The organism is Litoreibacter sp. (assembly GCF_039974535.1).
In the GTDB taxonomy this organism is placed as follows: domain Bacteria; phylum Pseudomonadota; class Alphaproteobacteria; order Rhodobacterales; family Rhodobacteraceae; genus Litoreibacter.
The window spans coordinates 95,490-120,480 of record NZ_JBDWIU010000001.1; the positions used below are offsets into that span (position 1 = coordinate 95,490).

At 53.1% G+C, this 24,991-nt stretch carries 26 protein-coding genes; 14 read left to right on the forward strand and 12 right to left on the reverse strand.

What is annotated here, in order from left to right; genetic code table 11:
* Position 1: 1 nt before the first annotated feature.
* Complete coding sequence (gene ilvD / locus ABJN86_RS00445) at positions 2-1,735, reverse strand: dihydroxy-acid dehydratase (protein ID WP_348362818.1); 1,734 nt, start codon at positions 1,733-1,735, stop codon at positions 2-4.
* A gap of 123 nt (positions 1,736-1,858) precedes the next feature.
* Between ilvD and ABJN86_RS00450 the strand changes: the two genes are divergently transcribed.
* The 3 genes from ABJN86_RS00450 to ABJN86_RS00460 are packed head-to-tail and all read left to right on the forward strand — an operon-like array spanning position 1,859 to position 5,023.
* Positions 1,859-2,761 (forward strand): type II CAAX endopeptidase family protein, encoded by a 903-nt coding sequence (locus tag ABJN86_RS00450; RefSeq protein WP_348362817.1) that lies wholly within the window; start codon positions 1,859-1,861, stop codon positions 2,759-2,761.
* Positions 2,762-2,816: 55 nt separating this feature from the next.
* Positions 2,817-3,755, forward strand: a complete 939-nt coding sequence (gene accD / locus ABJN86_RS00455) for an acetyl-CoA carboxylase, carboxyltransferase subunit beta (RefSeq protein WP_348362816.1) — start codon at positions 2,817-2,819, stop codon at positions 3,753-3,755.
* Positions 3,752-5,023, forward strand: coding sequence for a folylpolyglutamate synthase/dihydrofolate synthase family protein (locus ABJN86_RS00460; RefSeq protein ID WP_348362815.1), 1,272 nt, complete (start codon positions 3,752-3,754; stop codon positions 5,021-5,023). The genes accD and ABJN86_RS00460 overlap by 4 nt, the downstream gene beginning before the upstream one ends.
* Positions 5,024-5,031: 8 nt before the next feature.
* On the opposite strand, the gene zapE is transcribed toward ABJN86_RS00460, so the two are convergent.
* Entirely contained in the window at positions 5,032-6,102 is a 1,071-nt protein-coding gene (gene zapE / locus ABJN86_RS00465) for a cell division protein ZapE (RefSeq protein WP_348362814.1), read from the reverse strand.
* A gap of 83 nt (positions 6,103-6,185) precedes the next feature.
* On the opposite strand from zapE, the gene ABJN86_RS00470 reads away from it, so the two are divergent.
* Positions 6,186-7,424 carry an MFS transporter gene (locus ABJN86_RS00470; protein WP_348362812.1) on the forward strand — a complete coding sequence of 413 codons (1,239 nt, stop codon included), beginning with the start codon at positions 6,186-6,188 and terminating at the stop codon, positions 7,422-7,424.
* Here the strand turns inward: ABJN86_RS00470 and ABJN86_RS00475 are convergent.
* Genes ABJN86_RS00475 through ABJN86_RS00490 form a run of 4 tightly spaced genes read right to left on the reverse strand, consistent with a single transcriptional unit; the run spans position 7,421 to position 10,707 of the window.
* Positions 7,421-8,329, reverse strand: coding sequence for an ornithine cyclodeaminase (locus ABJN86_RS00475; protein ID WP_348362810.1), 909 nt, complete (start codon positions 8,327-8,329; stop codon positions 7,421-7,423). The two genes, ABJN86_RS00470 and ABJN86_RS00475, sit on opposite strands and share 4 nt — an antisense overlap.
* Positions 8,326-8,946 (reverse strand): HAD family phosphatase, encoded by a 621-nt coding sequence (locus ABJN86_RS00480; RefSeq protein ID WP_348362808.1) that lies wholly within the window; start codon positions 8,944-8,946, stop codon positions 8,326-8,328. Before ABJN86_RS00480 ends, ABJN86_RS00475 begins: the two co-directional genes overlap by 4 nt.
* Positions 8,943-9,773 carry an S-formylglutathione hydrolase gene (gene fghA / locus ABJN86_RS00485; protein WP_348362806.1) on the reverse strand — a complete coding sequence of 277 codons (831 nt, stop codon included), beginning with the start codon at positions 9,771-9,773 and terminating at the stop codon, positions 8,943-8,945. Before fghA ends, ABJN86_RS00480 begins: the two co-directional genes overlap by 4 nt.
* A gap of 10 nt (positions 9,774-9,783) precedes the next feature.
* Positions 9,784-10,707 carry an AEC family transporter gene (locus ABJN86_RS00490; protein ID WP_348362805.1) on the reverse strand — a complete coding sequence of 308 codons (924 nt, stop codon included), beginning with the start codon at positions 10,705-10,707 and terminating at the stop codon, positions 9,784-9,786.
* A 273-nt stretch (positions 10,708-10,980) separates the two neighbouring features.
* On the opposite strand from ABJN86_RS00490, the gene ABJN86_RS00495 reads away from it, so the two are divergent.
* Together ABJN86_RS00495 and ABJN86_RS00500 are read left to right on the forward strand one after the other, a co-directional pair.
* Positions 10,981-11,232 carry a hypothetical protein gene (locus ABJN86_RS00495; protein WP_348362804.1) on the forward strand — a complete coding sequence of 84 codons (252 nt, stop codon included), beginning with the start codon at positions 10,981-10,983 and terminating at the stop codon, positions 11,230-11,232.
* A gap of 119 nt (positions 11,233-11,351) precedes the next feature.
* Positions 11,352-11,972 (forward strand): TetR/AcrR family transcriptional regulator, encoded by a 621-nt coding sequence (locus tag ABJN86_RS00500; RefSeq protein ID WP_348362803.1) that lies wholly within the window; start codon positions 11,352-11,354, stop codon positions 11,970-11,972.
* Between the two features lie 33 nt (positions 11,973-12,005).
* Here the strand turns inward: ABJN86_RS00500 and ABJN86_RS00505 are convergent, their stop codons facing one another.
* A complete protein-coding gene (locus ABJN86_RS00505) occupies positions 12,006-13,118 on the reverse strand; it encodes an S-(hydroxymethyl)glutathione dehydrogenase/class III alcohol dehydrogenase (protein ID WP_348362802.1) in 1,113 nt (370 codons plus the stop codon).
* Between the two features lie 439 nt (positions 13,119-13,557).
* Between ABJN86_RS00505 and mtgA the strand changes: the two genes are divergently transcribed.
* From mtgA to ABJN86_RS00530, 5 genes are all read left to right on the forward strand, one after another.
* The gene (mtgA, locus tag ABJN86_RS00510; protein WP_348362800.1) at positions 13,558-14,325 is read left to right on the forward strand and encodes a monofunctional biosynthetic peptidoglycan transglycosylase; all 768 of its coding nucleotides are present in this window, start codon (positions 13,558-13,560) and stop codon (positions 14,323-14,325) included.
* Between the two features lie 57 nt (positions 14,326-14,382).
* Positions 14,383-15,048, forward strand: a complete 666-nt coding sequence (locus tag ABJN86_RS00515) for a glutathione S-transferase family protein (RefSeq protein ID WP_348362799.1) — start codon at positions 14,383-14,385, stop codon at positions 15,046-15,048.
* The gene (queG, locus tag ABJN86_RS00520) at positions 15,045-16,073 is read left to right on the forward strand and encodes a tRNA epoxyqueuosine(34) reductase QueG (RefSeq protein WP_348362797.1); all 1,029 of its coding nucleotides are present in this window, start codon (positions 15,045-15,047) and stop codon (positions 16,071-16,073) included. Before ABJN86_RS00515 ends, queG begins: the two co-directional genes overlap by 4 nt.
* Positions 16,070-16,942, forward strand: coding sequence for an SDR family oxidoreductase (locus ABJN86_RS00525; protein WP_348362946.1), 873 nt, complete (start codon positions 16,070-16,072; stop codon positions 16,940-16,942). Before queG ends, ABJN86_RS00525 begins: the two co-directional genes overlap by 4 nt.
* Positions 16,943-17,014: 72 nt before the next feature.
* The gene (locus ABJN86_RS00530) at positions 17,015-17,512 is read left to right on the forward strand and encodes a L,D-transpeptidase family protein (RefSeq protein ID WP_348362796.1); all 498 of its coding nucleotides are present in this window, start codon (positions 17,015-17,017) and stop codon (positions 17,510-17,512) included.
* 10 nt (positions 17,513-17,522) lie between these two features.
* Here the strand turns inward: ABJN86_RS00530 and ABJN86_RS00535 are convergent, their stop codons facing one another.
* Positions 17,523-18,032, reverse strand: coding sequence for a CAP domain-containing protein (locus tag ABJN86_RS00535; RefSeq protein WP_348362794.1), 510 nt, complete (start codon positions 18,030-18,032; stop codon positions 17,523-17,525).
* A gap of 158 nt (positions 18,033-18,190) precedes the next feature.
* Between ABJN86_RS00535 and ABJN86_RS00540 the strand changes: the two genes are divergently transcribed.
* A complete protein-coding gene (locus tag ABJN86_RS00540) occupies positions 18,191-18,790 on the forward strand; it encodes a L,D-transpeptidase (RefSeq protein WP_348362793.1) in 600 nt (199 codons plus the stop codon).
* A 154-nt stretch (positions 18,791-18,944) separates the two neighbouring features.
* A complete protein-coding gene (locus ABJN86_RS00545; protein WP_348362791.1) occupies positions 18,945-19,121 on the forward strand; it encodes a hypothetical protein in 177 nt (58 codons plus the stop codon).
* A 73-nt stretch (positions 19,122-19,194) separates the two neighbouring features.
* Here ABJN86_RS00545 and rlmN read toward each other — a convergent pair whose 3' ends face one another.
* The 3 genes from rlmN to ABJN86_RS00560 form a co-directional block, all read right to left on the reverse strand.
* Positions 19,195-20,388, reverse strand: coding sequence for a 23S rRNA (adenine(2503)-C(2))-methyltransferase RlmN (gene rlmN / locus ABJN86_RS00550; protein WP_348362789.1), 1,194 nt, complete (start codon positions 20,386-20,388; stop codon positions 19,195-19,197).
* 42 nt (positions 20,389-20,430) lie between these two features.
* Entirely contained in the window at positions 20,431-21,045 is a 615-nt protein-coding gene (locus tag ABJN86_RS00555) for a Hint domain-containing protein (RefSeq protein WP_348362788.1), read from the reverse strand.
* 96 nt (positions 21,046-21,141) lie between these two features.
* A complete protein-coding gene (locus ABJN86_RS00560; RefSeq protein WP_348362945.1) occupies positions 21,142-21,663 on the reverse strand; it encodes an invasion associated locus B family protein in 522 nt (173 codons plus the stop codon).
* A gap of 175 nt (positions 21,664-21,838) precedes the next feature.
* Here ABJN86_RS00560 and ABJN86_RS00565 point away from each other — a divergent pair, with 175 nt between their 5' ends.
* Positions 21,839-22,837: an asparaginase gene (locus ABJN86_RS00565; protein ID WP_348362786.1), complete on the forward strand. Its 999-nt coding sequence runs from the start codon at positions 21,839-21,841 to the stop codon at positions 22,835-22,837.
* Here ABJN86_RS00565 and ABJN86_RS00570 read toward each other — a convergent pair.
* Positions 22,828-24,963: an ATP-binding protein gene (locus tag ABJN86_RS00570; protein ID WP_348362784.1), complete on the reverse strand. Its 2,136-nt coding sequence runs from the start codon at positions 24,961-24,963 to the stop codon at positions 22,828-22,830. The genes ABJN86_RS00565 and ABJN86_RS00570 overlap by 10 nt on opposite strands.
* Between the last annotated feature and the right edge of the window lie 28 nt (positions 24,964-24,991).

A 24,991-nucleotide genomic window follows, 5' to 3' on the forward strand; every position in this document is an offset into this window, starting at 1 on the left:
GTTACAGATCCATGTAGATGTGCTGCTCTTCCTTAGCGCCGGGGTGGGTGCAAGCGCCCAATTTGGCAGAGCCGACAAGCTGCGAGTATTTCCATAAAGCACCGGATGCGTAGATCGTCTTGCGAGGGCCTTTCCAGTTGGCCTTTCGTTCAGCCAGCACGTCGTCGGTCAGATCGATGCTGATCTCACCCTCGATCGCGTTCAATGTGATGATGTCGCCATCTTCAACCAATGCAATCGGGCCGCCATGAGCAGACTCAGGACCAACGTGGCCAACACAGAACCCGCGGGTCGCGCCAGAGAAGCGGCCGTCAGTGATTAAAGCCACTTTCTTGCCCATGCCTTGGCCAGACAATGCGGCCGTAGTTGCCAGCATTTCACGCATACCCGGACCGCCAGCGGGGCCCTCGTTGCGGATAACCAGAACTTCGCCTTCTTTGTATTCGCGCTTCTGAACCGCGTCGAAGGCGTCTTCTTCGCATTCAAACACACGGGCTGGGCCAGTGAACATTTGGTGCTGCGAGGACATGCCCGCAACTTTAACAATTGCGCCTTCAGGGGCGAGGTTGCCTTTCAGACCAACAACACCACCGGTTTTGGACAGCGGCTCTGCGATCGAATAGATGACCTTGCCGTCTGCTTCCAAATCAACGCGGTCGATTTCTTCGCCGATGGAATAACCTGTTGCGGTCATACAGTCTTCGTTGATCAAGCCCGCTTTACGCAGCTCTTTCATGATGACAGGAACTCCGCCAGCTTCGTACAGATCTTTAGCCACATATTGGCCACCGGGTTTCAGGTCGACGAAGTAAGGCGTGTCACGGAAGATTTCGCAGACATCTTCGAGATCAAAGTCTATGCCAGCCTCATGCGCCATCGCAGGTAAATGCAGACCAGCGTTGGTGGAGCCACCAGTACAGGCCACGACACGCGCCGCGTTTTGCAGGCTTTCCAATGTCACGATGTCACGCGCGCGGATGTTTTTCTCCAGCAGGTTCATGACCGCTTGGCCCGACGCGATGGAATACTGATCGCGGCTTTCATAGGGGGCAGGTGCGCCAGCGGAGTTTGGTAGCGCCAAACCGATTGCCTCAGACACGCAGGCCATAGTGTTGGCTGTAAATTGACCACCGCACGCACCAGCAGATGGGCATGCAACGCGCTCTAGCGTGCGAAGCGCTTCGTCCGACAGATTGCCGGCTTGGTGCTCGCCCACGGCCTCGAACACGTCTTGAACGGTGACGTCCTTGCCGTCCAAGCGACCTGGAAGAATGGAGCCGCCATAGATGAAGACGGAAGGCGTGTTCAGGCGGATCATCGCCATCATCATGCCCGGAAGGGATTTGTCACAACCAGCCAAGCCGACCAGCGCGTCATAGCAGTGACCGCGCATTGTCAGCTCAACCGTGTCGGAAATGGCTTCACGCGACGCCAAGGAGGAGCGCATGCCCTCGTGGCCCATGGCGATACCGTCGGTCACTGTAATGGTGGTGAACTCGCGCGGAGTGCCGTTGCCTTGCTTGACGCCAAGTTTCACCGCCTGAGCTTGACGGTTCAGCGAAATGTTACACGGAGCGGCTTCGTTCCAGCACGTTGCAACACCTACCAGCGGCTGGTGAATCTCTTCATCCCCAAGCCCCATCGCATACATATAAGACCGGTGCGGCGCACGGGATGGGCCCTCGGTCACATGGCGGCTGGGTAGTTTGGTTTTGTCGGTGGGTTTCTTCAGCATGGATGCCTCCCTCAAAAAGCGTTGCAAAACGGAATAAAGCCCAAGCCAAGAAGGCACAAGCGTGATTGCACCACGGATGTCACGACGATACCTTGGCAAAAAACCACGTTAAGGTGCCATTTCATGCACAGAACTCCGGCCTTCGAGGCCTTTATCTCCCCGGCGCGCGAAGATCACGCGCTTTGGCGTACGATTGTGACGTTTCTATCCGGCTTCGTGCTCTACATATTTTGGACCATTATTCTGGTGGTGGTGATCGGAGCGATTTGGGGTGTTGGGCCAGATTTTATAACTGCAATGGGCAAATTGCTGGCAGGGCTTGATCGGGGTATGACACCATTCGACATGGCAGTATTGCTCGCCACGTTTATTCCGATGGCGGGCGCCGCCATGCTGATGGTGGTTCTACACGGCCGTTCACCGATGACACTGTTTGGGGTCCGACAGAATTTCCTGAGAAATTTCATTGTCACGGCTGGAATCATCGTGGCGTTCAACTTGATTTTCTTTGCCTATGACAAATACCTGGGTGCGAACGATCTGATTGAAAACTTGCCAACGCTCGATTGGGCTGGCTACTTAATATGGGCCCTGCCCTTGCTGTTCATTCAGATCACGGCTGAAGAGTTGGTGTTTCGCGGGTATTTGCTGCAACAGCTGGCCGCGAGGTTCAAAAGTCCGATTTGGTGGATGGTGCTTCCGTCCGTGATCTTTGGTCTTGGTCATATCGATCCTACAATCAACTCCGCCCTCGCTTTGATTGTTGTTATAGCTACGATTGTGTTTGGCATCATTGCGGTTGATCTCACACGGATAACCGGAAACCTTGGGGCCGCTATGGGCCTTCACCTTGCAAACAACTTTTTTGCGCTTCTGGTGGCGTCATCATCTGCAAAGATGTCCGGACTTGCGCTCTATAGGACGAGCTACTCGATGCAAGACACCGAAGTCATGATACCCTTGATGGGAATAAGTATTGTGATGCTGATTGTTGTCTGGCTTATCGCTCGCCGAGTGTTGCGTTGATTGCATTTCCTCCGCCTCGGGATTATCTGGACATAAGCAACGGGAGCAACGCCTCATGAACTGGATTTCCAACTACGTCCGGCCAACGATCAATTCACTATTCTCGCGCCGTGAGGTTCCCGAGAACCTTTGGACCAAATGTACCGAATGCGGCACCATGCTGTTTCACCGCGAGCTGTCCGATAACCTGAACGTTTGCACAAACTGCAATCATCACATGGCCATCACTGCCCGTGAGCGGTTCACCGCGTTGTTTGATGGCGGAATATTCTCTGAGGTGGAGGTCCCTGCCCCGGTTGCTGATCCACTGATGTTTAAGGATCAAAAGAAATACCCCGACCGCATGAAGGCCGCCATAAAGAAGACGGGCGAAAAGGAAGCGATGTTGGTCGTTGAAGGCGAAATCCTTCGCACGCCAATCGTAGCCGCTGCGCAGGACTTCAGTTTCATGGGTGGCTCTATGAGCATGTATGTCGGCAACGCTATCATTGCTGCCGCCGAGCGCGCGATTGAAATGGGTCGCCCGTTGGTGCTGTTCTCTGCCGCCGGTGGCGCACGCATGCAAGAGGGCATTCTTGGTTTGATGCAGATGCCGCGCACGACAATTGCGGTTGAGATGCTTAAAGAAGCGGGCCTGCCGTATATCGTTGTCCTGACGCACCCGACAACTGGTGGGGTCACCGCCTCCTATGCGATGTTGGGCGACGTTCAAATCGCGGAGCCAAACGCGTTGATCGGTTTTGCAGGCGCCCGCGTGATTGAGCAAACGATCCGTGAGAAGCTGCCCGAAGGGTTCCAACGTGCGGAATATCTGTTGGATCACGGCATGCTGGACCGTGTGACGCACCGTAAGGATATGAAGAACGAGCTGGTAACTATTATCCGTATGCTTACAGGGCTACCGCAGGCGGTCCAAGGGGACCTACCTGCGCCTGAGCCGGAAGCCGAAGTCAAAGCAGACCCTGAAGCTGAGACATCGGAACCTTCCGAGTGAGCCAAACAAGCGACGCCATCCTCAACCGGATGATGGCGCTTCATCCGAAGATCATCGACCTGACGCTGGACCGAGTTTGGCGCTTGCTTGAAATTCTTGACCACCCTGAGGAGAAACTGCCTCCCGTGATCCATATCGCGGGTACGAATGGCAAGGGATCCACTCAGGCGCTTATTCGCGCTGGCTTGGAAGGTGGCGGCAAATCTGTTCACGCCTATACCTCGCCGCATTTGGCGCGGTTTCATGAACGGATACGCCTAGCTGGCGAATTGATATCCGAAGACCATCTGACCGAAGTTCTGGATGAATGCTACACCTCAAACGGGCCAGATTCGATCACCTACTTCGAGATCACTACCGTCGCAGCGTTACTCGCATTTAGCCGGATTAGAGCCGATTATACGCTGCTAGAAGTCGGCTTAGGGGGTCGCTTGGATGCGACTAACGTCATTGCTAAACCAGAGGTGACGGTGATCACCCCGATCTCCATCGATCATGAAGGCTTCCTTGGCGATACCCTCGCCAAAATCGCATTCGAGAAAGCGGGCATCATAAAGCGCGGCGTTCCTTGTGTGGTCGGACCGCAACCCGACGAGGCGATGGACGTCATCGAGACACAAGCCGCCAAGCTGGGCGCGCCATTATTGGCGTATGGTCAACACTGGCATGTCTGGGAAGAACGGGGCCGCCTTATTTTCCAAGATGAACGTGGCTTGATGGATCTGCCATTGCCGGCGTTGCTGGGGGCGCATCAAATTCAAAACGCTGGCGCTGCATTGGCAGTCCTGCGGCATCTTGGATGTGACGATGCCGCCTGCGAAGCGGCGATGACTGATGCCACTTGGCCAGCGCGGATGCAGCGATTGAAAAGCGGGCCGCTGGTCGTCGCTGCGGGTCGGGCCGAGTTATGGTTGGATGGGGGTCACAATCCTGCTGCGGGGGCTGCGCTCGCGGCGTTGTTGAAAACCTTGCCGCCCAAGACGACGCGTATGGTTTGCGGGATGCTCAATACCAAAGATGTGGTTGGCTATATGAAGCCCTTAGCGCAGTTTGCTAAATCGTTACATGCGGTGCCTATTCCTAACGAGCAGGCAACTCTATCCGCCGAGGAAACAGCGACGGCGGCGAAAAAGGCAGGCTTGGAAGCGTTTGAAGCGCAGAGCGTTGGCGCGGCCATTCAAGCTATCATCGCTAATGATCCTGCGGCACGTATTCTGATTTGCGGGTCGCTCTATCTTGCAGGAAATGTTTTACGCGAAAACGGGTAACTCGCTACCTATTCGGCGCCCCATTCAATGGATTGCATTTCGCGCAGACGCGAGGCCGTGCGCTCAAATTCAAACACGCCCTCGCCTTCTAGGTAAAGCCGTTCTGGTTCTGCCGCGGCGGAGCAAATCAGGCGTACCTTGCCTTCATATAAAGCGTCTACCAGCGTCACGAAACGCTTTGCTTCGTTGAAGTTGCTACGCGACAGGCAAGGAATATCCTCCAAAATCAATACACGCACGTTCTCGGCGACGGATAGGTAGTCGGCGGCACCCAAGGGCTGACCGCAGAGATCAAAGAAACTGGCGCGCGCGATACCGTTGTGAAATGCGGGTAGGGTCACGTCACGACCTTTGACGCGTAAGATCAATGGCTCTGCAGTCCCGCCAGTTAAGCTCTGCCAAATTCTCGAGATGCTGGCTTTCGCATCTGCGTTGGCGGGCGAGAAGTAGACTTGTTCCCCTTCGAGGCGATCTTGGCGGTAGTCCGTGTCAGATACCAGCTCATGTACCGTGAGGCGTTCTTTCAATTTCTCAATAAATGGAACGAAGAGATTGCGGTTCAACCCATCCTTATAAAGGTCATCTGGCACCCTGTTCGAGGTCGTGACAACCACAACGCCGCTGGCGAAAAGATTCTCGAACAAACGCCCTACAATCATCGCATCCGTAATGTCGGTAATCTGCATTTCATCAAAACACAGAAGTTTGACGTCTTGGGCGATGTCGTCCGCGACGGGCTTGATGGCGTCATCAACTCCGGTCTTGCGGACTTCGTGCATTGCACTGTGAACTTCTTGCATGAATGCGTGAAAGTGGACGCGACGTTTGCGCGGCTCGGGAACAGTGTCGAAAAACATATCCATCAGCATGGATTTACCACGCCCAACGCCACCCCAAATATAAAGCCCCTTAACTGGGACATCTTCATTGCCGAACAAGCCGAACAGCTTTTTCTTGCCTTGGGTTTTCGCCATTTCTTCTGCCACATCGTCGAAGAATGGTAAGGCTGCAGTTTGGGCCGGATCAGCGGTCAGCTCACCGGTTTTAATCTTAGCGTTATAGGCGTCGGTCAGTAGCATGGGTGCGTCTCATCAAATTTGCTTACCCCGTGTCGCAATATTCCTGAATTGACGCAAACGAGAAATTAACGGACGCTTCGCGGATGGAACAATCACGCACGCCTCTTTTCACGCCCGTACTAATTGTTGGCTGCATCATCATGATGCTGGGTTTCTCCATTCGCGCCAGCTTTGGGGTGTTTCAAATTCCTATCGGAGAGGAGTTCGGCTGGCCACGTTCGGAATTTAGCCTAGCAATCGCGATCCAGAATTTGGCTTGGGGCATCGGTCAACCTATTTTCGGGGCAATCGCCGAAAAGCTGGGTGACCGAAAAGCCATCGTAATGGGCGCATTGCTTTATGCGGCTGGTTTGGTTTTGTCGTCGTTCGCGATCACGCCGGGTGCGCATCAGTTCTACGAAATCTTAGTGGGATTTGGCATCGCGGGCACGGGCTTTGGCGTAATCCTTGCGATGGTTGGGCGGGCGACCTCGGATGAAAACCGCTCTTTGGCGTTGGGCATCGCGACTGCCGCAGGTTCTGCGGGACAGGTGTTTGGCGCGCCCGCGGCGGAGTTATTGCTCGGGTACTTCCCTTGGCAGACAGTCTTCGTCATCTTCGCAGCGGTGATGTTGTTGTCCCTGTTCGCACTGCCTTTCATGCGTGCACCTGCGATAAACAAATCGGAACTTGAGGAAAGCTTGGGCACGGTCCTAAAGCGTGCATTTAAGGACCCGTCCTACACGATGATCTTTCTTGGTTTCTTCTCCTGCGGCTACCAGTTGGCCTTTATAACGGCCCACTTCCCCGCCTTCATCACCGAGGTTTGTGGGCCTATATCAGGCACAGGGGTTCTTGCCGGCATGGGAATAACCACGACGTCAGCGCTTGGTGCGCTTTCGATTGCACTTATTGGCTTGGCGAACATTGGTGGGACAATCTTCGCGGGGTATTTGGGCAAGCGGTATTCAAAGAAGTATTTGTTGGCAGGGATATACACGGGGCGAACGATTATTGCTGCGTGGTTTATATTAGTCCCGATGACGCCGACAACGGTGATCATTTTCAGCCTTGCGATGGGTAGCTTGTGGTTGGCTACTGTGCCGCTAACTTCGGGGTTGGTCGCCCATATTTATGGGCTTCGCTATATGGGAACACTCTACGGGATTGTGTTCTTTTCCCACCAGTTAGGGTCGTTTCTGGGGGTCTGGCTGGGCGGGAAACTCTACGACATAACGGGTGACTACACCCTCGTGTGGTGGGTTGGCGTTGGGGTCGGAGCCTTCAGCGCAATTATCCATTTACCAGTTCGCGAAAAGCCGTGGTCCGCACAGGCGGTTTAGGCGGGTTTCCATTGGTCTAGAATGTAGCGACAGGTCATCAAATCCAGATGTGCGCCGCCACCGTTTTTGCAAATGGTGATATCGTCGGGATCGCGTTCAAAGGCTGACGGTGTGTAGAAATCAGCCAGAACTGCGTCGCGCGAAATGACACCGGAGGCGAGCGGCGTCTTCAATTCGCCAATGTGATCTAAGGTGGTTTTGAAGCTGTCCACAAAGAGTTTGGAACGGGCGAGTGCGACGTCATCCACTTCGCGCATGTCAGGGCGATATGCGCCGATCAGATCGAGGTGCTGGCCCGCCTGAAGCCAATCGCCTTTCACAATGGGATCTGTGGCCATTGTTGCGGTGCAAATGATTTGGGCTTGATTGACGGCGTCTTCTAAATTCGCGATACTGGTAGCGCCATTCATGTCGGCGAATTCGCTAGATTTGGCTCTATTTCTGCCCCAAACGGTATAATTGGCGTCAGGAAAGATGCTGCGATAGGCCTCGATCATGTTGCTTGCGACGGTGCCAGTGCCGACGACTAAGATGGTGCTCGGGTTCGGATTGGCCAACAACTTAGCTGCATAAAGGCTATCGCCCACAGTCTTCCACTTGGTGACCAAATGAAAATCTATCAGGGCTTCCAGCTCTCCGGTGTCGTCTGAAAATACTGATACAGATCCGTTTACAGCGGGTAGATCGCGGGTTGGGTTGTTGGGAAAAATCGTGGCGGTCTTCACGGCCAAACCCAACCCGTCGATCCAGGCGGAGCGGGAAAGCAAAGTGTCAGGGTCGCGGTACAAGAAGGTGTCGCCGATTTCTGCTTTAGGAAGGGAGTGCCCCTTCGCAAATGCGTCCGTTAAACCGCCCCAAGTCAGAGCTGCCTCGCCGTCGTGAAATCCGATGATCTTGATGCTCAAGCCGCGGCCTCCTCGTTGGTTAAAAGGTCATGTTTCACGAGGCAATCTGCCCAACCTTGGGGATGCTCAAATAAATGTGTTTTCCAGCCACGTGACATTGCCATGTTGATGTTGTCGGCGCGGTCATCGGCAAAGAGCAGTGTCTCTGGGGCTAAACCGCAATCGTCCTCCAGCATCTGGTAGATTTTAGGGTCCGGCTTGATGACTTGCATGTGTCCCGAAATATAACGGCGATCAAACTCGCCTAAGTAGCTGTAGATGGTTTCGGCATAATCGAAGCTCTCAACGCCAAAATTGCTAAGGGCGAAGACAGGAACTTCCTTGCTGCGCAACGCACGCAATAGTTTGACCGAGTGATCGATGGTGGGAGATGCCATTTCAACCCAATGATCGTGCCACATGCGGATTTCATCGCGCCACTTGGGGTAGCTTTCTGCGGCGGCGTAAATGGTTTCCTTGAACGGAGCGCCCGTGTCGACTTGGTCGTTCATGCCGTGCAGATCAACATCGGCGAACATCGCTTTACGACGTTCCTCGCCGATGACGCTGTCGTAAAACCGCTCCGGCTGCCACTCAATCAGCACGTTGCCGATGTCGAAAATAACGGCCTTGATCATGCGTAAAGTGCCTCTGCGTGGAAGGAGATGTGGTCTTCCATAAATGTGGAAACGAAGAAATAGGAATGATCATAACCCGGCTGCATGCGGAATGTGATTTCTTGACGTTTTGCGGCGGCGGCTTGAGCCAACGTTTCAGGCTTCAACAAATCTAGGAACTGATCATCCGTGCCTGTGTCTATCAAGATCGGCCCGTCGAAACCTTTCTTGGCCATTAGCAAGCTGGCATCATGTGCCGCCCAAAGAGCAGAATCAGACCCTATATATGCCGAAAGCTGCTTTTTGCCCCAATCTGATCCGGTTGGATTACATATGGGCGAAAAGGCTGAGACACTGGCAAATCGACCCGCTTCTCGCATCGCAATGGTTAACGCACCATGTCCGCCCATGGAATGTCCAGTGATGGCTTGGCGCGACGCGTCAAGTGAGAAGTTTTCAAAGACCAAATCGGTAAGGTCCTTGGTGATATAGTCATACATTTGGAAATGTGGTGCCCACGGATCTTGGGTTGCGTTCACATAAAAGCCAGCGCCTTGGCCTAGATCATAGGTTTCATCATCGGCCACGCCCTCACCACGCGGGGAAGTGTCTGGGAAGATAACCGCGATGCCCTGTTCAGCCGCCCAACCTTGGGCCGCAGCTTTGACCATTGCGTTTTCATGGGTGCAAGTCAGGCCGGAAAGATACCAGAGCACCGGTACTGGGCCATCCTTCGCTTCGGCGGGAAGGAACAACCCAAAGGTCATATTGCAATCGCAACTCTGTGAACGGTGCGAATACACGCCCTGAATGCCGCCAAAACATACGTTTTCGGAAATCGTTTCCATTTGGTCTTCCTTAAGTAAGCCAGCCGATTACGAGCGAAACCGATAAAACGCTAACGGCAGTCGATATCAGGATACTGGCGGATACTCGTGCGGGAGCAACCCCATAGTGTTGCGCAATCATGTAAACATTTCCCGCCACAGGCAAGGACGCAGCGGCTATCATCACGGACGCCGAATAGGTATCGACAGTGAAAAGCCAAAGCGCCGAAACCGCAACAGCGGCGGGGTGAAGGATGAGTTTGGAGAAGGATAGCCAAATGGCAACCTCCATTCTCTCGGCGGATTTGGAAGCAAGCGACGCGCCAATGGCAAACAATGCGCCGGGCGTTGCGGCACCGCCTAAAGTCGAAAGGAAATCGTTTAACGGTTGGGGAATGGGTGCCTTGAAGGCTGACCAAAGGAAGCCCAACACGATGGATACGATCATCGGGTTTTTGATCAAGCCAATGCCGACGGTCTTAAGAAGGGCTAGTGACATGCGCCCGTCTCGAGAACCGGTGATCAGGATAACGACGAGACTGCTAAAGAAGATTAAGTCGACTGCTAAGGTCAGCATGACAGGCCCGATAGCGGCCTCGCCCATAAGTAGAACCAACAAGGGGACGCCTAGGAAGCCGACGTTGCCAATCACGCTGCATTGCGCTTCAATCGCGGCCTCTTCCACGGATAGTTTACGTGCAAATGCGACGGCTGTGACAATGAGATAAATCAATGCCGTGGCCCAAAAGTAGGCACCTACATAGGTCCAATCCAGAATTTCCGACAAGGATAAGTTGGCCGCAAAACGGAACAACATGGCGGAAAGGGCGAAGTAGAAAACGAACTTGGTTAAATAGCCAGTGGCTTCGGGGGTGAAGAATTTCGCCCGCCCAGCCCCATAACCCAATCCAATGATCGCGAAGAAGGGTAGTGTTTTTAGGAATATCTCTAGCATCGCGCATCCCCGTTATCACGCTCTGCTAGGGCGGGATAGGGCGGATCAAATTATCTGGGATCATTGCTTAGGTTTGCGTTTGCTTTTTCTTCGGCTCGAAAATCACCATGAGGAAGGGATGTGAGAAGTCGTTTTGGACGATCCCAGTAAGGGAAGGAGGGGGTTCTATCTGACATCTAAACTAATCAGTTCAGATTTAGCTTGAAAAACTAAACTGACCGGTTTAGATATCACAATATGAACTGATTAGTTCACTTTTAAAGGATTGAACCGATGACCTCTCTAAAGACTGCCTTGATCGCCGCGACAGTTGCCATCGCAGGCCCTGCGTTGGCTGATGGCGCGTACATCCCGTTGTTAACTTTCCCCGATGTTGAGGAAGCCGCGACCAAGGCGGATGTGCAAGCCGCGAAGACGCCATCCCAGAGCTGTACGCAACTAGAAAGAGATGCAGAGATGACGCCAGACACTTGTGGTTCTTTATCGTTAGCTGACGTTGCAGAGCGCAAGTTTGCACGTGATTAGTGGCTCCCCCTAGTGATCACGAAGCAAGGCGGGCTTTCGGGCCCGCCTACCTCATTCGGCAAGTTGTTGCTGAAACGAAGTGTTGTGGTCTATAAGGCCGACTACGGGGAGATACTCAATTGGACGGAAACACACCTGCAATCAAACGGGGTCGTAAGTACGATCAAGTTATAGCCGGCGCACGAGATGTATTCTTGGCGCAAGGTTTTGAAGGTGCAAGCGTTGACTTGATCGCACGTGAGGCCGGAGTCTCGAAGGCAACTCTCTACAGCTATTTTCCCGACAAACGGATTTTGTTCATCGAAGTGGCAAAAGAAGAATGCGCCTCTCAAGCTGAACGTGCTTTGGAGGTGAATGCAACGGACGTTCCCGTTCGTGAGATGTTGACCACCATGTCTCATAAGATGATGGAATTTCTAACATCCAACTTCGCGCAGCGGATTTTTCGCATTTGCGTCGCAGAGTCCGACCGTTTCCCAGAGTTGGGGCGCGAATTTTACATGTCCGGTCCCAAGCTTATGGAGGACCGCATGAGCGAATATTTCGAGCACGCCTGTGAACGTGGCGAGCTTAAGATCGACGACATGCATCTTGCGGCAATGCAGTTTCAAGAACTGATCAAGTCTGAGATTTTTGTGAAGATGATTTTCAACATCATCGACAAACCCAGCCAAGAGCAAATCGACCGCGTGATCGATGGTGCGGTGGACATGTTCCTTGCTCGATACGGGGTGGAGTAAGGACCACATTTTGCGGCCCTTGCTCAACTCAATTTAGTAGATAACCACGGACCGAATTGATTCACCTGAGTGCATCAAATCGAAGCCTTTGTTGATATCTTCCAATCCCATAGTGTGTGTGATCATCGGGTCGATTTCGATTTTCCCGTCCATGTACCAGTCGACAATCTTGGGAACATCTGTGCGGCCACGAGCCCCGCCGAATGCGGTTCCGCGCCAGCTGCGCCCTGTGACCAATTGGAAGGGGCGGGTGCTGATCTCGGCACCTGCTGGCGCAACACCGATAATGATCGACTCGCCCCAACCCTTGTGCGAAGCCTCCAAGGCGGTGCGCATTACGCTCACGTTGCCTGTTGCGTCGAAAGTATAGTCTGCCCCACCCTTGGTGAGCGCCACCAAATATGCAACCAGATCGCCATCAACCTCGGAGGGGTTAACGAAATCGGTCATGCCAAAGCGTGTTGCCATTTCAACTTTGCCAGGGTTCAGGTCTACGCCTACGATTTGATCAGCACCTGCCAAGCGCAGGCCTTGAATTACGTTCAGACCAATGCCGCCCAAGCCGAAGACAATGGCGCGCGAGCCGATCTCGACCTTGGCCGTGTTGATCACCGCGCCAATGCCTGTCGTGACACCGCAACCAATGTAGCAGATCTTTTCAAATGGTGCGTCCTTGCGCACTTTGGCGAGCGCGATCTCTGGAACCACCGAATGGTTCGCAAAAGTAGAACACCCCATATAGTGCAAGATAGGATCCCCATCGAGCGTAGAGAAACGCGACGTGCCATCGGGCATAAGTCCTTGCCCTTGGGTGGTGCGGATGGACTGACACAGATTGGTCTTAGGATTCAGACAGTATTCGCACTCGCGACATTCGGGCGTGTAAAGAGGGATGACGTGATCCCCCTTTTTGAGCGTTGTTACACCGGGGCCGATATCCATAACGACACCAGCGCCTTCGTGGCCCAAAATGGCTGGAAACAATCCCTCTGGGTCTGCACCGGAGAGGGTGAACTCATCTGTGTGGCAAATGCCCGTGGCCTTCATCTCAACCAACACTTCACCTTCACGTGGCCCGTCAAGGTTCACGTCCATGATTTCAAGTGGTTTACCTGCTTGAACGGCAACAGCTGCTTTGGTGCGCATGACTAATCCTAATCTTGTGTGATAGATTATCTTTGCGCTTAGTTCTGCTGGAAATCAATTACCAAACATTTGCGCAGATCACATCAAGGGCCTAAAATACCGCAATGCGATTCCTTATACCCTTTCTGTTTGTGTTAGCGGCTTGTGACGGTAACCCTGGCGGTAGATTTGCAGACCCTGCCAATTTTGACGGTCAACCTAGATGTGGGGCTGAGAATTTCTACACCCTTCTGGGCAAGCGAGAATCGGTGCTCGAGAAAGTCGTTTTGCCTCAACCAACACGTGTCCTCCATCCAGAGGATGTGATTACTATGGATTTTAGCCCGCAACGGCTAACAATCGACATTGATACTTCAGGCCGGATCTCCAGTGTAACTTGTCGATAGCGATCAGCGTGACAGACCTTTGATCCAAGCACCAGTCGGGGTAGAACGTCGGTATGGCGAAGGCAGTGAAGAAACCCAAAAAGCCGATCAAATCGGCGAAGACGAAGAAGCAGGCGAAACCCAAGCGTTCCATTTTCTGGTGGATTGGGGCGGCTCCTGTTCTTGCGGTGCGTTGGATTTGGCGGCTGCTTATTGCGGCGTTCTTATTCGTTTTGCTCGCGGTAGTGCTTTACAGTTTCGTAAACCCACCGACGACGGCGTTCATCATATCGGAGGGCTGGCGCCTTGACCAAACACGAAGAGAATGGCGTGATTTCGAGTCGATTTCCCCGAATATGTCCCATGCGATTGTCGCGGCCGAAGACGCAAACTTTTGTAATCACTGGGGTTTCGATATGGCGGCTATCCGCGATGCACTGGAGGATGGCGGCGGACGCGGTGCCTCAACATTGTCGCAGCAAACAGTTAAAAACACATACCTTTGGCACGGTCGGAATTGGACGCGGAAGGCATTGGAGGCAGCAATCACGCCAATTGTAGAAGCGGTTTGGACCAAGCGTCGCATTTTGGAAGTTTACATGAATGTTGCCGAATTCGATGAAGGAGTGTTCGGGGTTGGGGCCGCCGCACCTTGGTATTTTGGTGTGGACGCCAAAGATTTGACTATGCGTCAGGCTTCACTTCTTGCAGCCATTCTTCCCAATCCGAAGGGGCGTTCGGCGAAACGGCCATCCCAATTTGTGAATAAACGCGCCCGCTCAATCGCAGCTGGTGCGGCTACGATCCGCGTGGATGGGCGGAATGAGTGTTTCGATGGTTGAAAAACCCGCCCAAGGTTGCGATTACAACGTAACAGAATTCTCTCATTGGATTAAGCGATGAACCGCCTTTATCACGCCCCGCTCTCCCCTTTCTGTCGCAAGGTGCGCCTTGTGCTCGCCGAGAAGAAGGTCGAGGTGGAGCTGGTAGAAGAGCGCTACTGGGAGCAAAACACCGACTTCATGCAGCGTAACCCTGCGGGTAAAGTTCCGATCTTGAAGATCGATAGCCAGACGCTCAGTGAAAGTCAGGCTATTTGCGAATACCTTGAAGAGGTTATCCCAGAGCCAGCATTGTTGCCCAAAAAGCCTGAAGACCGCGCCGAGGTGCGTCGCTTGATTTTCTGGTTCGACGATAAGTTCCATCACGAAGTGACGTCGAAGCTTTTGTATGAGCGCGTGAACAAGAAGATCATGGGACAAGGTTACCCCGAAAGCCGGAACGTGAAGCTGGGCGCGCAGAAAATTAAGTACCACATCGATTACATGGGCTGGCTGTTGGATCAACGCCGGTGGCTTGGGGGCGATCAGCTCAGCTTGGCAGACTTTACGGCCGCCGCGCATTTCTCCTGCCTCGACTATATTCGGGACGTGGACTGGAACCGGAATGCCAACGTCAAAGACTGGTACGCGAAGATTAAATCCCGTCCCGCGTTCCGTTCTATTTTGGCCGATCAGGTTCCTGGTTTCATTCAACCGCCGCATTACGCGGACTTGGATTTTTGAGCTTAAAAGACCGATTGCAAGCGCAGGCGCTTGCGGAAGGCTTTGCCAAGATGGGTGTCTGTCGACCTGATGCGATACCCAAAGCTCCAGACCGGTTAAGCACATATGTTGACGATGGGCGGCACGGTCAAATGGGCTGGATGGCGGAGCGCATGTCGTGGCGCGGTGACCCTGCGTCCCTTTGGCCTGACGCGCGATCGGTCATTATGTTGGCCGAGGTTTACTCGCCAGATCATGACCCGTTGGAGGTGTTGAACCATCAAGATCGTGGCGCGATTTCCGTATACGCCCAGAACCGCGATTATCATGATATCGTCAAAAAGCGCCTTAAGCGGGTTGGACGGTGGCTGATTGAGCAAGCTGAAGATGTGGAAATCAAGGTTTTCGTCGATACAGCACCCGTGATGGAAAAGCCCCTTGCAGAGGCTGCCGGTCTGGGATGGCAGGGCAAACACACGAATCTATTGTCGCGTGATTTAGGAAGTTGGTTTTTCCTCGGCGCGATCTTTACGACGGTTGAATTAGAGCCTGATGTCGCCCAAACTGACAATTGCGGTAGCTGTCGAGCGTGTCTTGATGTTTGCCCGACTAAGGCTTTTCCCGCGCCGTTTCAGTTGGATGCGCGACGCTGCATCTCTTACCTGACGATTGAACATAAAGGGCCAATTGACGAGGATTTGCGCGCGAATATGGGCAACCACATTTACGGATGCGACGACTGCCTCGCCGCTTGTCCGTGGAATAAGTTTGCCCAAGACGCGACCGAAATGCGCTATGCCGCGCGCGATGATTTGCGTGCCCCTAAACTGGCGGAGCTGGTAAAGTTGGATGACACAGAATTTCGCACCAAGTTCTCCGGCTCGCCGATAAAGCGTATTGGTCGGGATCGCTTTATTCGCAATGTGCTTTATGCAATTGGAAACTCCGCCAAGCCGGAACTGATTGAAGGCGCCCAAGCGCATCTCAATGATCCCGACCCCGCAGTTGCCGACGCCGCACGCTGGGCTGTCGAAAGGTTAACCTGATGCCACATCTTCTTAGTTTCGGTCACGGGTACTCTGCGCAGGCCCTTTCAAACCGGTTGTTGCCCCAAGGCTGGACGATCACCGGAACGACGCGCACGCAAGACAAAGTGCAGGTTTTGCAAAGTGATGGTTTTGAAGGTGTGATTTGGCCGGAGTCGGATCTTTCGGAGTACATAAAGAAAGCCACGCATATTCTCATATCAGCAGGCCCGAACGAGGAGGGTGACCCTGTTCTGAACGCCTTTCGGGACCAACTTAGCCAAGCGGCTGAAAACCTGGAATGGGTTGGGTATCTGTCCACCACAGGCGTTTACGGGGATCACCAAGGTGGCTGGGTGGACGAGACGACGCCCCTCACGCCTTCCACGAAACGCGGCCAGCTTCGAGTTGAGGCAGAAGCTGCGTGGCAAGAGTTGGCAATTCAAACGGGAATGCCGCTGCACATTTTTCGGTTAGCGGGCATCTATGGCCCCGGACGTGGGCCCTTTTCTAAGGTGCGGAATGGAACCGCCCGCCGCATCATTAAAGACAACCAAGTGTTCAGCAGAATTCACGTAGAGGACATCGCGCAGGTTCTGGATGCATCGATTAAGCAGCCAACAGCCGGTGCAATCTACAATCTTTGCGACAACGATGCGGCCCCGCCGCAAGACGTGATTGGATACGCTGCACAATTGTTGGGTCTCCCCTTGCCCGAAGCGGAGCCCTTTGAAACTGCACAGATGTCCCCGATGGCACGAAGCTTTTACGCAGAATCTAAGCGAGTTCGGAATGACCGAATCAAGGACGAATTGGGCGTCACACTGCTCTACCCGGACTACAAAAGTGGTCTGGAGGCTCTTTTGGCCGCTGAAAACACAAATCCGTGACCGCGATTTATGGGATTCCGATAAAGCACGGGTTTCGCTATAGTCTGCGAAAAAATCAGGGATGGTAACCTAATGCGTTCGGTAATTTTGCGTGGCCTGCTGTTGGCTTCTTTGTTGATATTGACGGCATGTTCGTCGAAGTTCACGACATACAATGGACCTCAGGTCACTAAATTAGAGGTCTTCAAGGGCGACAGAACCATGAAGGTCTATAGTGGTTCGCGTGTTCTGAAGACTTATGATGTTGATCTAGGTTTTGGTGCTCGTGGTCATAAGCAGTTTGAAGGCGATGGTCGCACCCCAGAGGGTCGTTACACGATTGACCGCCGCAATCCGAACAGTTCTTTCTATTTGTCGCTTGGTATTTCTTATCCGAACGCTGCGGATCGGGCCTTTGCGCGAGAAAAGGGATTGTCACCGGGTGGTGACATTTTCATTCATGGTCAACCGAACCTTGTAGGTCCACGCGGTCCAGATTGGACCGCAGGCTGTATTGCTGTCACGAACCGCGAAATGCGTCTGCTCTATGCAATGGTGAAAAACGGGACTGTCATCGACATCTTCCCGTAAATAGGCAGCGTTAACTGCCTGTTACCATCGTCCACCAGATTTTGCCGTTCGGTTCTTGGAACCAAGAAACGCCCAGCTTCTTTGCGCGAGGGGATAAAATTACCTCACGGGTTGATGGGGTATCCATCCAAGCTGCAATGGTCTCCGACTCGTTTTCATACGTCTCAGAGATGTTCTCACCGATTAGCTCGCCCAGATAACCACTGCGCGAGACACGATCGAGAGGTGAGGAGCCGTCGGAACCAAAGTGCCAAGGACGGTTTTGCACCGACATATCGCGTGCGTGGGTTGCGGCGGCTGCGGTCAATTGGCTGTCCAGTTCCAGCGGTCCTGTTCCTGCAGCAACCCGAAGTGCGTTCACAGAGTCCAAAACGCGGAACTGAATGTTTGCGGTGTCTTTGGCTTTGATCCTGTAAACGCGTTGCACGGGTTGGCCGTCAGCGCCTGTCGTCGGTCCGACTGGAGTACAGGCAGCCAACGCAAGAAACGTTGAGGTTAGGATGAGAAGCAGTCTGGTCATACCAATTGTTCCTTAGAATTTTGACAATCCATAGACTGAACCGTGGGTCTGTTCAAACACAGTGGTGGAAAATGGCCGATCACTTCATTGTTTGATTTGTGATTGCGGCATTCTCGCCATATTACATAGGGGATGAATTTCTCAAGGAGGGCATTTCTGTGACTGATTCAAAATTTACTAGCCTTAGCCGTCGCAATTTCTTGCTGACAGCCAGCGCGGCAGCATCGAGCTTGGCGGCGCCCGCATTGGCGCAAACAGCTGGCGGCGCAGACGTAGCACGCGATTTGGATGAAGTTGTTCAGCGCAACGTTTCCAGCTTCCGTTCACTTGAATGGCAGCCCTACTTTAACAACCTGAATAAAGGTGCGATTCTCGTCGATATTGATAGCCGCGCGCTGCATATGTGGACTGAAGATGGCTCATACGCGCTGTATCCGTCGTCGGTACCTCAGTCAGAAGATCTGACGCGTCGCGGGCGCACGAGCATCATTCGCAAAGTTGATGGCCCGACTTGGAGCCCGACACCGGCGATGAAAAAGCGGAACCCAGAGTGGCCTCCGTTTGTACCAGCTGGCCCAGAAAACCCGCTTGGTACTCATGCGCTTTATCTGACGTGGACGTATTACCGAATCCACGGTACGCATGATACGCGCAAGATTGGTCGGAAATCTTCAAATGGATGCATCGGTCTGTACAATGAGCACATTGCCGAGGTCTTCTCAAAGGCTAAGCTGGGCACGCAGGTGTTGCTAATTTGACGACATTTTGACCTGTTGGAATCCGCTTAGCTGACGGCCCCATTGAAACGCCCAAGGATTGCTGGTTATACGGGATCACGAGATACTGTCTTGGGTGTCCGTGGATGGACCGGATAGTCTGGGTCCAGCGGACGTATCTTGGAAGGATATAGAGATGAAAAAAATCGTACTTGCAGCAGTTTTCACTGCAGCCGCTTCTTCTGCTTTCGCTGGTAGTCTGTCTGACCCGATCATCGAAGAGCCAATCATTGCGGCAGAAACTTCTTCTTCGGCTGGTGGCATCATCATCCCACTGCTGATTCTGGTTATCGCAGCTGCAGCCGCTTCCTAAGCGCTAGCTGAACCAACGAATTTAAAAAGGCGTCTGAGAAATCAGGCGCCTTTTTTATGTTTAGGTGGTTGTTTCAATCGCCGGAAAGACCAGCGTCAGCCTCAATCTGCTTGCGGGACTTGCGCGCCCGTTCCGTTGCCGATTTTAGCTGACCACAGGCCGCCATGATGTCTTCACCGCGTGGCTTACGAACAGGCGATGCGTAACCCGCCTGATAGACAATTTCCGAGAAGGCCCGAATTCGGTTGTTTGAAGACCGCTCATACGGCGCACCGGGCCATTCGTTGAACGGGATTAGGTTGATCTTGGCCGGAATGCCTTTGATCAGTTCTACCAAGCGATACGCGTCTTCATCAGAATCGTTCACGCCCTTCAACATGACATATTCAAAGGTAATGCGTTCGCTGTTGGACGCTTTGGGGTAGGCGCGAAGGGCGCTCAACAACTCCTCAATATTCCATTTCTTGTTGATCGGAACCAAAGTATCGCGAACTTCGTCTGTCGTCGCGTGGAAGGACACCGCCAGAAGGCAGCCAATTTCGTTTGCAGTTTTCGCGATTTCAGGCACTACGCCGGAGGTGGACAAAGTAATACGGCGACGTGAAAGGCTGATGCCCTCTGGGTCCATCGCGATTTTCATTGCGTCACGTACGTTGTCAAAGTTGTACAACGGCTCTCCCATGCCCATCAGTACAATGTTGGACAGTTTGCGCCGCGCCTCGTCATTGGGGTTATGCCCTGGCTCCGGCCATTCACCTAGATCATCGCGGGCGAGCATAACTTGGCCGATAATTTCGCCAGCAGTCAGGTTGCGCACCAGTTTCTGTGTTCCTGTATGGCAAAATGAGCAGGTCAACGTGCACCCGACTTGGCTCGAGATACACAAGGTGCCGCGGTCCTCTTCGGGAATGTAGACGACCTCAACCTCATGACCACCGGCAATGCGCACCAAATATTTTCGGGTGCCGTCGGTGCTGACCTGACGCGTTACTACCTCGGGCAGGGTTATTTCAAACTTCTCAGCCAACAAACAACGGTAGTCTTTGGCGAGGTTTGTCATGCTGTCAAAGTCGCGCACACCTTTTTGGTAGAGCCACTGCCACACCTGGCCAGTTCTCATCTTTGCTTGCTTCTCCGGCGTGCCGGCGGCAATCAATGCGTCACGCAATCCGACGCGCGAGAGGCCAATCAAATTGACGCGGTCACCCTCGGGCAACTTGCGTGGGATCGTGATTAGATCTTGCGTAATTGGTGCAGTAGATGACATGGCGGCCTCACTTGGAGCAGGAAGACAGCGGAATACACCAAACTAGTGCAAAGGGAAACCAGCGCTGTGTTCCACTTTCGGTTGTTGTGGGCGAACAAGGTTGCAGGCAAGCCGTGCTTCCTCCGCGCTTAATGATGGGCGCGTGCTTTTTTGGCCAGTAGGGCCAAGGTCAATCGCAAGGTTCCCGCAATAAAGTAGATGGCTTTGAACAAAGCCAAGCGAAACGTATGTTACAGCGCGTAGACCTTCTACTTGCCGAACGCCCCCCATCCCAACCAAATCCTTAGCGGACACCAAGACTTCACGTGTGGAAAACAACACGTCAAACATTTGGTGTCGTAGGGCGATGCGCTGAGTGGGTGCCAGATACAAGTCGTCGCTGGGGCGGTCGCCGCCAAAAATGCCTGCGGGAATGTGAATCGGCGATTTACTAGGGTTTGACAACAGGTCAACATCGCGAAAGGCCACGCATTTAATTGTCTGCATTCCAAGATCTTTGGTTAGAACGCGGTCTCCGGATTTCAAATCCTCGACATACCGATCGCCGGAGCTGGTCATGAGCGGCGTCCCAACGCTCATCCCTGCGGGCGATAATCGCACGGCGGTAGCTTTGGATTTTGCGGGAATCTGGGTGGATGTCGTGTTGATAACGTTCATAGGGTGCTGCCTGTTGGCCGGTTTTTCCGGTCTTATCTTGTTACAGGTTAAGGGACCTTGGCAGCCGACCCCTTAACCTTGAAAAATTTTAGTGAGTTATCCGCCGCAGCGCTTCGAGGCGTCCTCAAGAGCAGCGGTAAATCCACGCAAGGAGAACGAATCCTTGGTCGTTGTGCCACGTCTCGACACGCCGGTGATCACAGCGTCAGCACCACGTTTCATCGCAGAGATGATTTTGTTGTCATCGGCTGGTGTTGGTGCCCATGCGGTTTCACCGCTGGTGAACAGCTCGTAAGCGGTATCGCCGATTTGCAGGCTAACGGTTGCTCCGTCGGGGTAGGGGTAGCCGCCTGTGAAGGACACTTCACCAAGCTTCCCAGCACCAGGCCAGTAGCTGACAAACATCAATGTGTCGCCGCGGGTCACCGCAACAACGCGTCCACCTTTGGTGTTCACAACTTCCTTAGGGCTGGAAACGATCCAACACTGGGTAGGGTTGTCTTCAACAAAAACGCTCCAGTCCGTTTTGGACGCGACGCGATTGGTGGATTGTTCCTGAGCGGAAAGGGGGCCTGTGGCCATAACTAGGGCCGCACTTAGGGCCATGCTCTGCAGCATCTTTTTCATGTATCTCACAGCTCCAGCTGTTTTTCTGCCTCTTGTGTGTCGAACGATCCTTAGCGGATTCACTTATGTCGACGCACTATTATTATCTCGATTGCCAAACGATAGCCTAGAATGCATGTGTTGGGGAAGCCCAATTGGCGGATTTTCGCTTTTGAAGGAGGCGTCTATGACACAACCGGTCCCAATGCTCGAAATCTGGCGTGGTAATTTGCTTGAATCACAACATCTGGGCCACGCTGTGGTCTGTGATGCAGCGGGTCAGGTGGTTGAATCATGGGGAGATGCCGAAAAGGTGATCTACCCACGCTCTTCGTGCAAGATGTTGCAGGCCCTACCATTGATCGAAAGTGGCGCGGCGCAGGCTTTCGGGCTGACGCCTGAGCAACTGGCATTATCTTGTGCATCTCACCAAGGGGCCGCTATTCACACGGACCGCGTTCAGGTTTGGTTGAATGATATGGGTCTTTCTGTAGCTGATTTTCGCTGTGGCCCGCAAAAACCTTCGGATAAAGATGCGCATGAAGCGCTCGTCCGCGGGGGAAAGCAGCCATGTCAAATCCACAACAACTGTTCTGGCAAGCACGCAGGCTTCCTTACTTTGAATAAACACTTGGGCTTCGGGTCTGAGTACGGTGAAATTGATCACCCCATCCAAGTCGCGATACGCGCCACGTTTGAGGAGATGACCGGCGAAACATCTGATTATTGGGGCATCGATGGTTGCTCAGCACCTAACTTTTCAACCTCGGTTACTGGGTTGGCGCGGGCGATGGGGCGAATGGCAAAACCTTCAGGTTCCGGTGTGCGGGCAAAAGCGGCAAGGCAGCTGGTTGATGCTATGCGCGCACATCCTGATTTGGTGGCGGGCGAAGGTCGCGCCTGTACCGAGTTGATGCGCGCAATGGATGGAAAGGTCGCAGTAAAAACTGGCGCGGAAGGCGTGTTCGTCGCCATCTTGCCAGAACAAGGTCTTGGTATGGCGCTAAAGATTTCTGATGGAGGGACACGCGCGGCTGAAGCAGCGATCGCTGGTTTGCTGGTAAGGTACGGAGTTTTGGACGCGGATCACCCGATGGCCAAGAAGCGGATGTATGGTCCAGTCCTGAATTGGAATGGGTTGAATACTGGCCATATGCGTCTGAGCCCGGAGTTTCTTCAGCTCTGAAAAGGTTGAGTATTCCGTGGGGACAGCTCTTTTATAACGTCATGAATTTTGGCTTTCTTCAGGGGCTTCGTTAGGTAGTGGCTTAATCCAGCATCTTTGATCCGTTCCTCATCACCGTCCATGGCATGGGCAGTCATGGCGATGATGGGGATGGGGTTGGTTCCCCGTTCACTTTCAATTTGACGGATTGCGCGGCTTGCTTCCATGCCGTCCATTTCTGGCATGGAGATATCCATGAAGATCAAATCAAAGTTTTCCTGTCGAAAGGCGTTAACGGCCTCTACGCCATTGTTGGCGACCGTTAGATCAAGAGTGATTTCTTTTAGCATCTTGCGAAAAACAAGCTGGTTGGTTTTGTTATCCTCGGCGGCAAGAACGCGCAGGTTTCGAATGGCTTGTGGGGCTCCCACGCTTACACTGGCACCACCAATTGCTTGAAGTAGATCCTCGCGACGGAAGGGTTTGCGAAGCATATAGACGTCGGCGAGCTCTTCAGCGGTGTCGACTTGGGTAACCATTGCGACAACAGGGGTATCGGGGAAATTGGCGATAGCATTTCCTATTGCGACATCGTTATCGCCCGTTTCATGTTCGTGACCGATGAAAATGATATCTGGAGTCAAATTTCCTGGAGCGGCACTAAGGTCTGGGAACGCAGAAAATTGGAGGCCTAGCAACTCCATCTGGCGCGTCAAAATATCCAATTCCATTGCATTTGGCTCAACGACCAAAGCGGTCTTTATGTGATCGGGAAGTGCGGCGGCAACGGAAGCGTTCGGAGCGACCAGCGGGAGCGAAATTTTAAAGCCAAAACAAGCCCCCTCACCTTTGACACTGCTAACCCAAATTTGACCGCCCATCTTTTCAACGAGCTTTCGGCTAATGGCCAATCCCAAACCAGTGCCTTCATATTTGCGATTAGCTTCGTCCTCGATTTGATTGAACTCTCCGAAAATGTGATCGGCCATTGTAGGGTCCAAGCCAAGCCCGCTATCCTCAATCGAGAAGTGCAGGTCGCAGCAATCATTCTCATCGTCGACAATGCCAACAACGCGAACCATGACGTGGCCTTCATCGGTAAATTTCACCGCATTCCCCACGAGATTGGTCAATATCTGACGAATACGCCCTGCGTCGCCCACAAATTCAATGGGTAGGTGTTGGTCGTAGTCAATTTGAAGATCTAATCCTTTTTGCTGAACCGTTGGATCAACTATTCGAGCAATATCGTGGATCAGACGTTCCAGATCGAAGGGTTGGGGTTTGAGTAGAAGTTTCTCGGCCTCGATTTTCGAGAAGTCCAAAACGTCATTAATGATCTCAAGCAAGGCTTCGCCCGAGTTATGAATGGTCTGTGCATATAGGGTGCTTTCCTCGTCCAGCCCACTATCAATGAGTAGCTCGGCCATGCCCACGACACCATTCATCGGGGTGCGTAGTTCGTGACTCATCTTGGCAAGGAAGGCGGATTTTGCGCGATCCGCAGCTTGTGCTTTGTCGCGAGCGTCGCGCAGCTCGCCTTCGCGTAAGATATTCTCGGTGATGTTCAGAACCATGGAGACGACGCCACCATCGGAGGTACGTCTGTCCATCATTTTCACATACATCCCGTTCCAAAACCTTAGCGTGACTGGCTCGATCTGATTTCCCGCCCAACGATTCATCATCATAGAGTGCCATTCGTCGGTGTCTTGGCCACGAATGTCTACGATGCCTTCGTCGATGCAAAGATCAATGATCTCCGAGTATGAAGTGCCTGGCCCGACATCGCCGGCGCCCTCGAATGCGGCCAAATACGGTGGATTAGCTGCGATCAGGTTCAGGTTCATATCGAACAACGCGAACCCATCGTGAATGATATCAATCGCGTCCCACAACAGCCGCTCAACAGCGACAACCTTGTGGTTGGCGGCAGCAAGGTCTTTGACCACTCGCGTGTTTTGACCCTCTAGTTCCTCCACCACGCGGCGTTGATCAACGATCTGCCCAGACAGGTTTAACGCATGCGCAGAAAGCTTCCGGTTCGCCGCGGTTAATTCGGCTTGTTTTTGTTCCAGCAATCGCTCCGCGGTCAATCTGGCGCGGCGTTCTTGCATCAAATCTTGTTTGTTTAAGGCGTGTTCCATCGTCCTCGAATCGACTTGTCGTAGGTTC

Coding starts and splice junctions, on each gene's coding strand:
- zapE (WP_348362814.1), bottom strand. CDS start 6,102: ATGCTACTGACCGACGCCTATAACGCTAAGATTAAAACCGGTGAGCTG.
- fghA (WP_348362806.1), bottom strand. CDS start 9,773: ATGGAAACGATTTCCGAAAACGTATGTTTTGGCGGCATTCAGGGCGTG.
- ABJN86_RS00535 (WP_348362794.1), bottom strand. CDS start 18,032: ATGACCAGACTGCTTCTCATCCTAACCTCAACGTTTCTTGCGTTGGCT.
- rlmN (WP_348362789.1), bottom strand. CDS start 20,388: ATGTCATCTACTGCACCAATTACGCAAGATCTAATCACGATCCCACGC.
- ABJN86_RS00530 (WP_348362796.1), top strand. CDS start 17,015: ATGCGTTCGGTAATTTTGCGTGGCCTGCTGTTGGCTTCTTTGTTGATA.
- ABJN86_RS00505 (WP_348362802.1), bottom strand. CDS start 13,118: ATGCGCACCAAAGCAGCTGTTGCCGTTCAAGCAGGTAAACCACTTGAA.
- ABJN86_RS00555 (WP_348362788.1), bottom strand. CDS start 21,045: ATGAACGTTATCAACACGACATCCACCCAGATTCCCGCAAAATCCAAA.
- ABJN86_RS00495 (WP_348362804.1), top strand. CDS start 10,981: ATGACCTCTCTAAAGACTGCCTTGATCGCCGCGACAGTTGCCATCGCA.
- ABJN86_RS00480 (WP_348362808.1), bottom strand. CDS start 8,946: ATGATCAAGGCCGTTATTTTCGACATCGGCAACGTGCTGATTGAGTGG.
- ABJN86_RS00560 (WP_348362945.1), bottom strand. CDS start 21,663: ATGCTGCAGAGCATGGCCCTAAGTGCGGCCCTAGTTATGGCCACAGGC.
- mtgA (WP_348362800.1), top strand. CDS start 13,558: ATGGCGAAGGCAGTGAAGAAACCCAAAAAGCCGATCAAATCGGCGAAG.
- ABJN86_RS00565 (WP_348362786.1), top strand. CDS start 21,839: ATGACACAACCGGTCCCAATGCTCGAAATCTGGCGTGGTAATTTGCTT.
- ilvD (WP_348362818.1), bottom strand. CDS start 1,735: ATGCTGAAGAAACCCACCGACAAAACCAAACTACCCAGCCGCCATGTG.
- ABJN86_RS00470 (WP_348362812.1), top strand. CDS start 6,186: ATGGAACAATCACGCACGCCTCTTTTCACGCCCGTACTAATTGTTGGC.
- ABJN86_RS00515 (WP_348362799.1), top strand. CDS start 14,383: ATGAACCGCCTTTATCACGCCCCGCTCTCCCCTTTCTGTCGCAAGGTG.
- ABJN86_RS00490 (WP_348362805.1), bottom strand. CDS start 10,707: ATGCTAGAGATATTCCTAAAAACACTACCCTTCTTCGCGATCATTGGA.
- ABJN86_RS00570 (WP_348362784.1), bottom strand. CDS start 24,963: ATGGAACACGCCTTAAACAAACAAGATTTGATGCAAGAACGCCGCGCC.
- ABJN86_RS00450 (WP_348362817.1), top strand. CDS start 1,859: ATGCACAGAACTCCGGCCTTCGAGGCCTTTATCTCCCCGGCGCGCGAA.
- accD (WP_348362816.1), top strand. CDS start 2,817: ATGAACTGGATTTCCAACTACGTCCGGCCAACGATCAATTCACTATTC.
- ABJN86_RS00545 (WP_348362791.1), top strand. CDS start 18,945: ATGAAAAAAATCGTACTTGCAGCAGTTTTCACTGCAGCCGCTTCTTCT.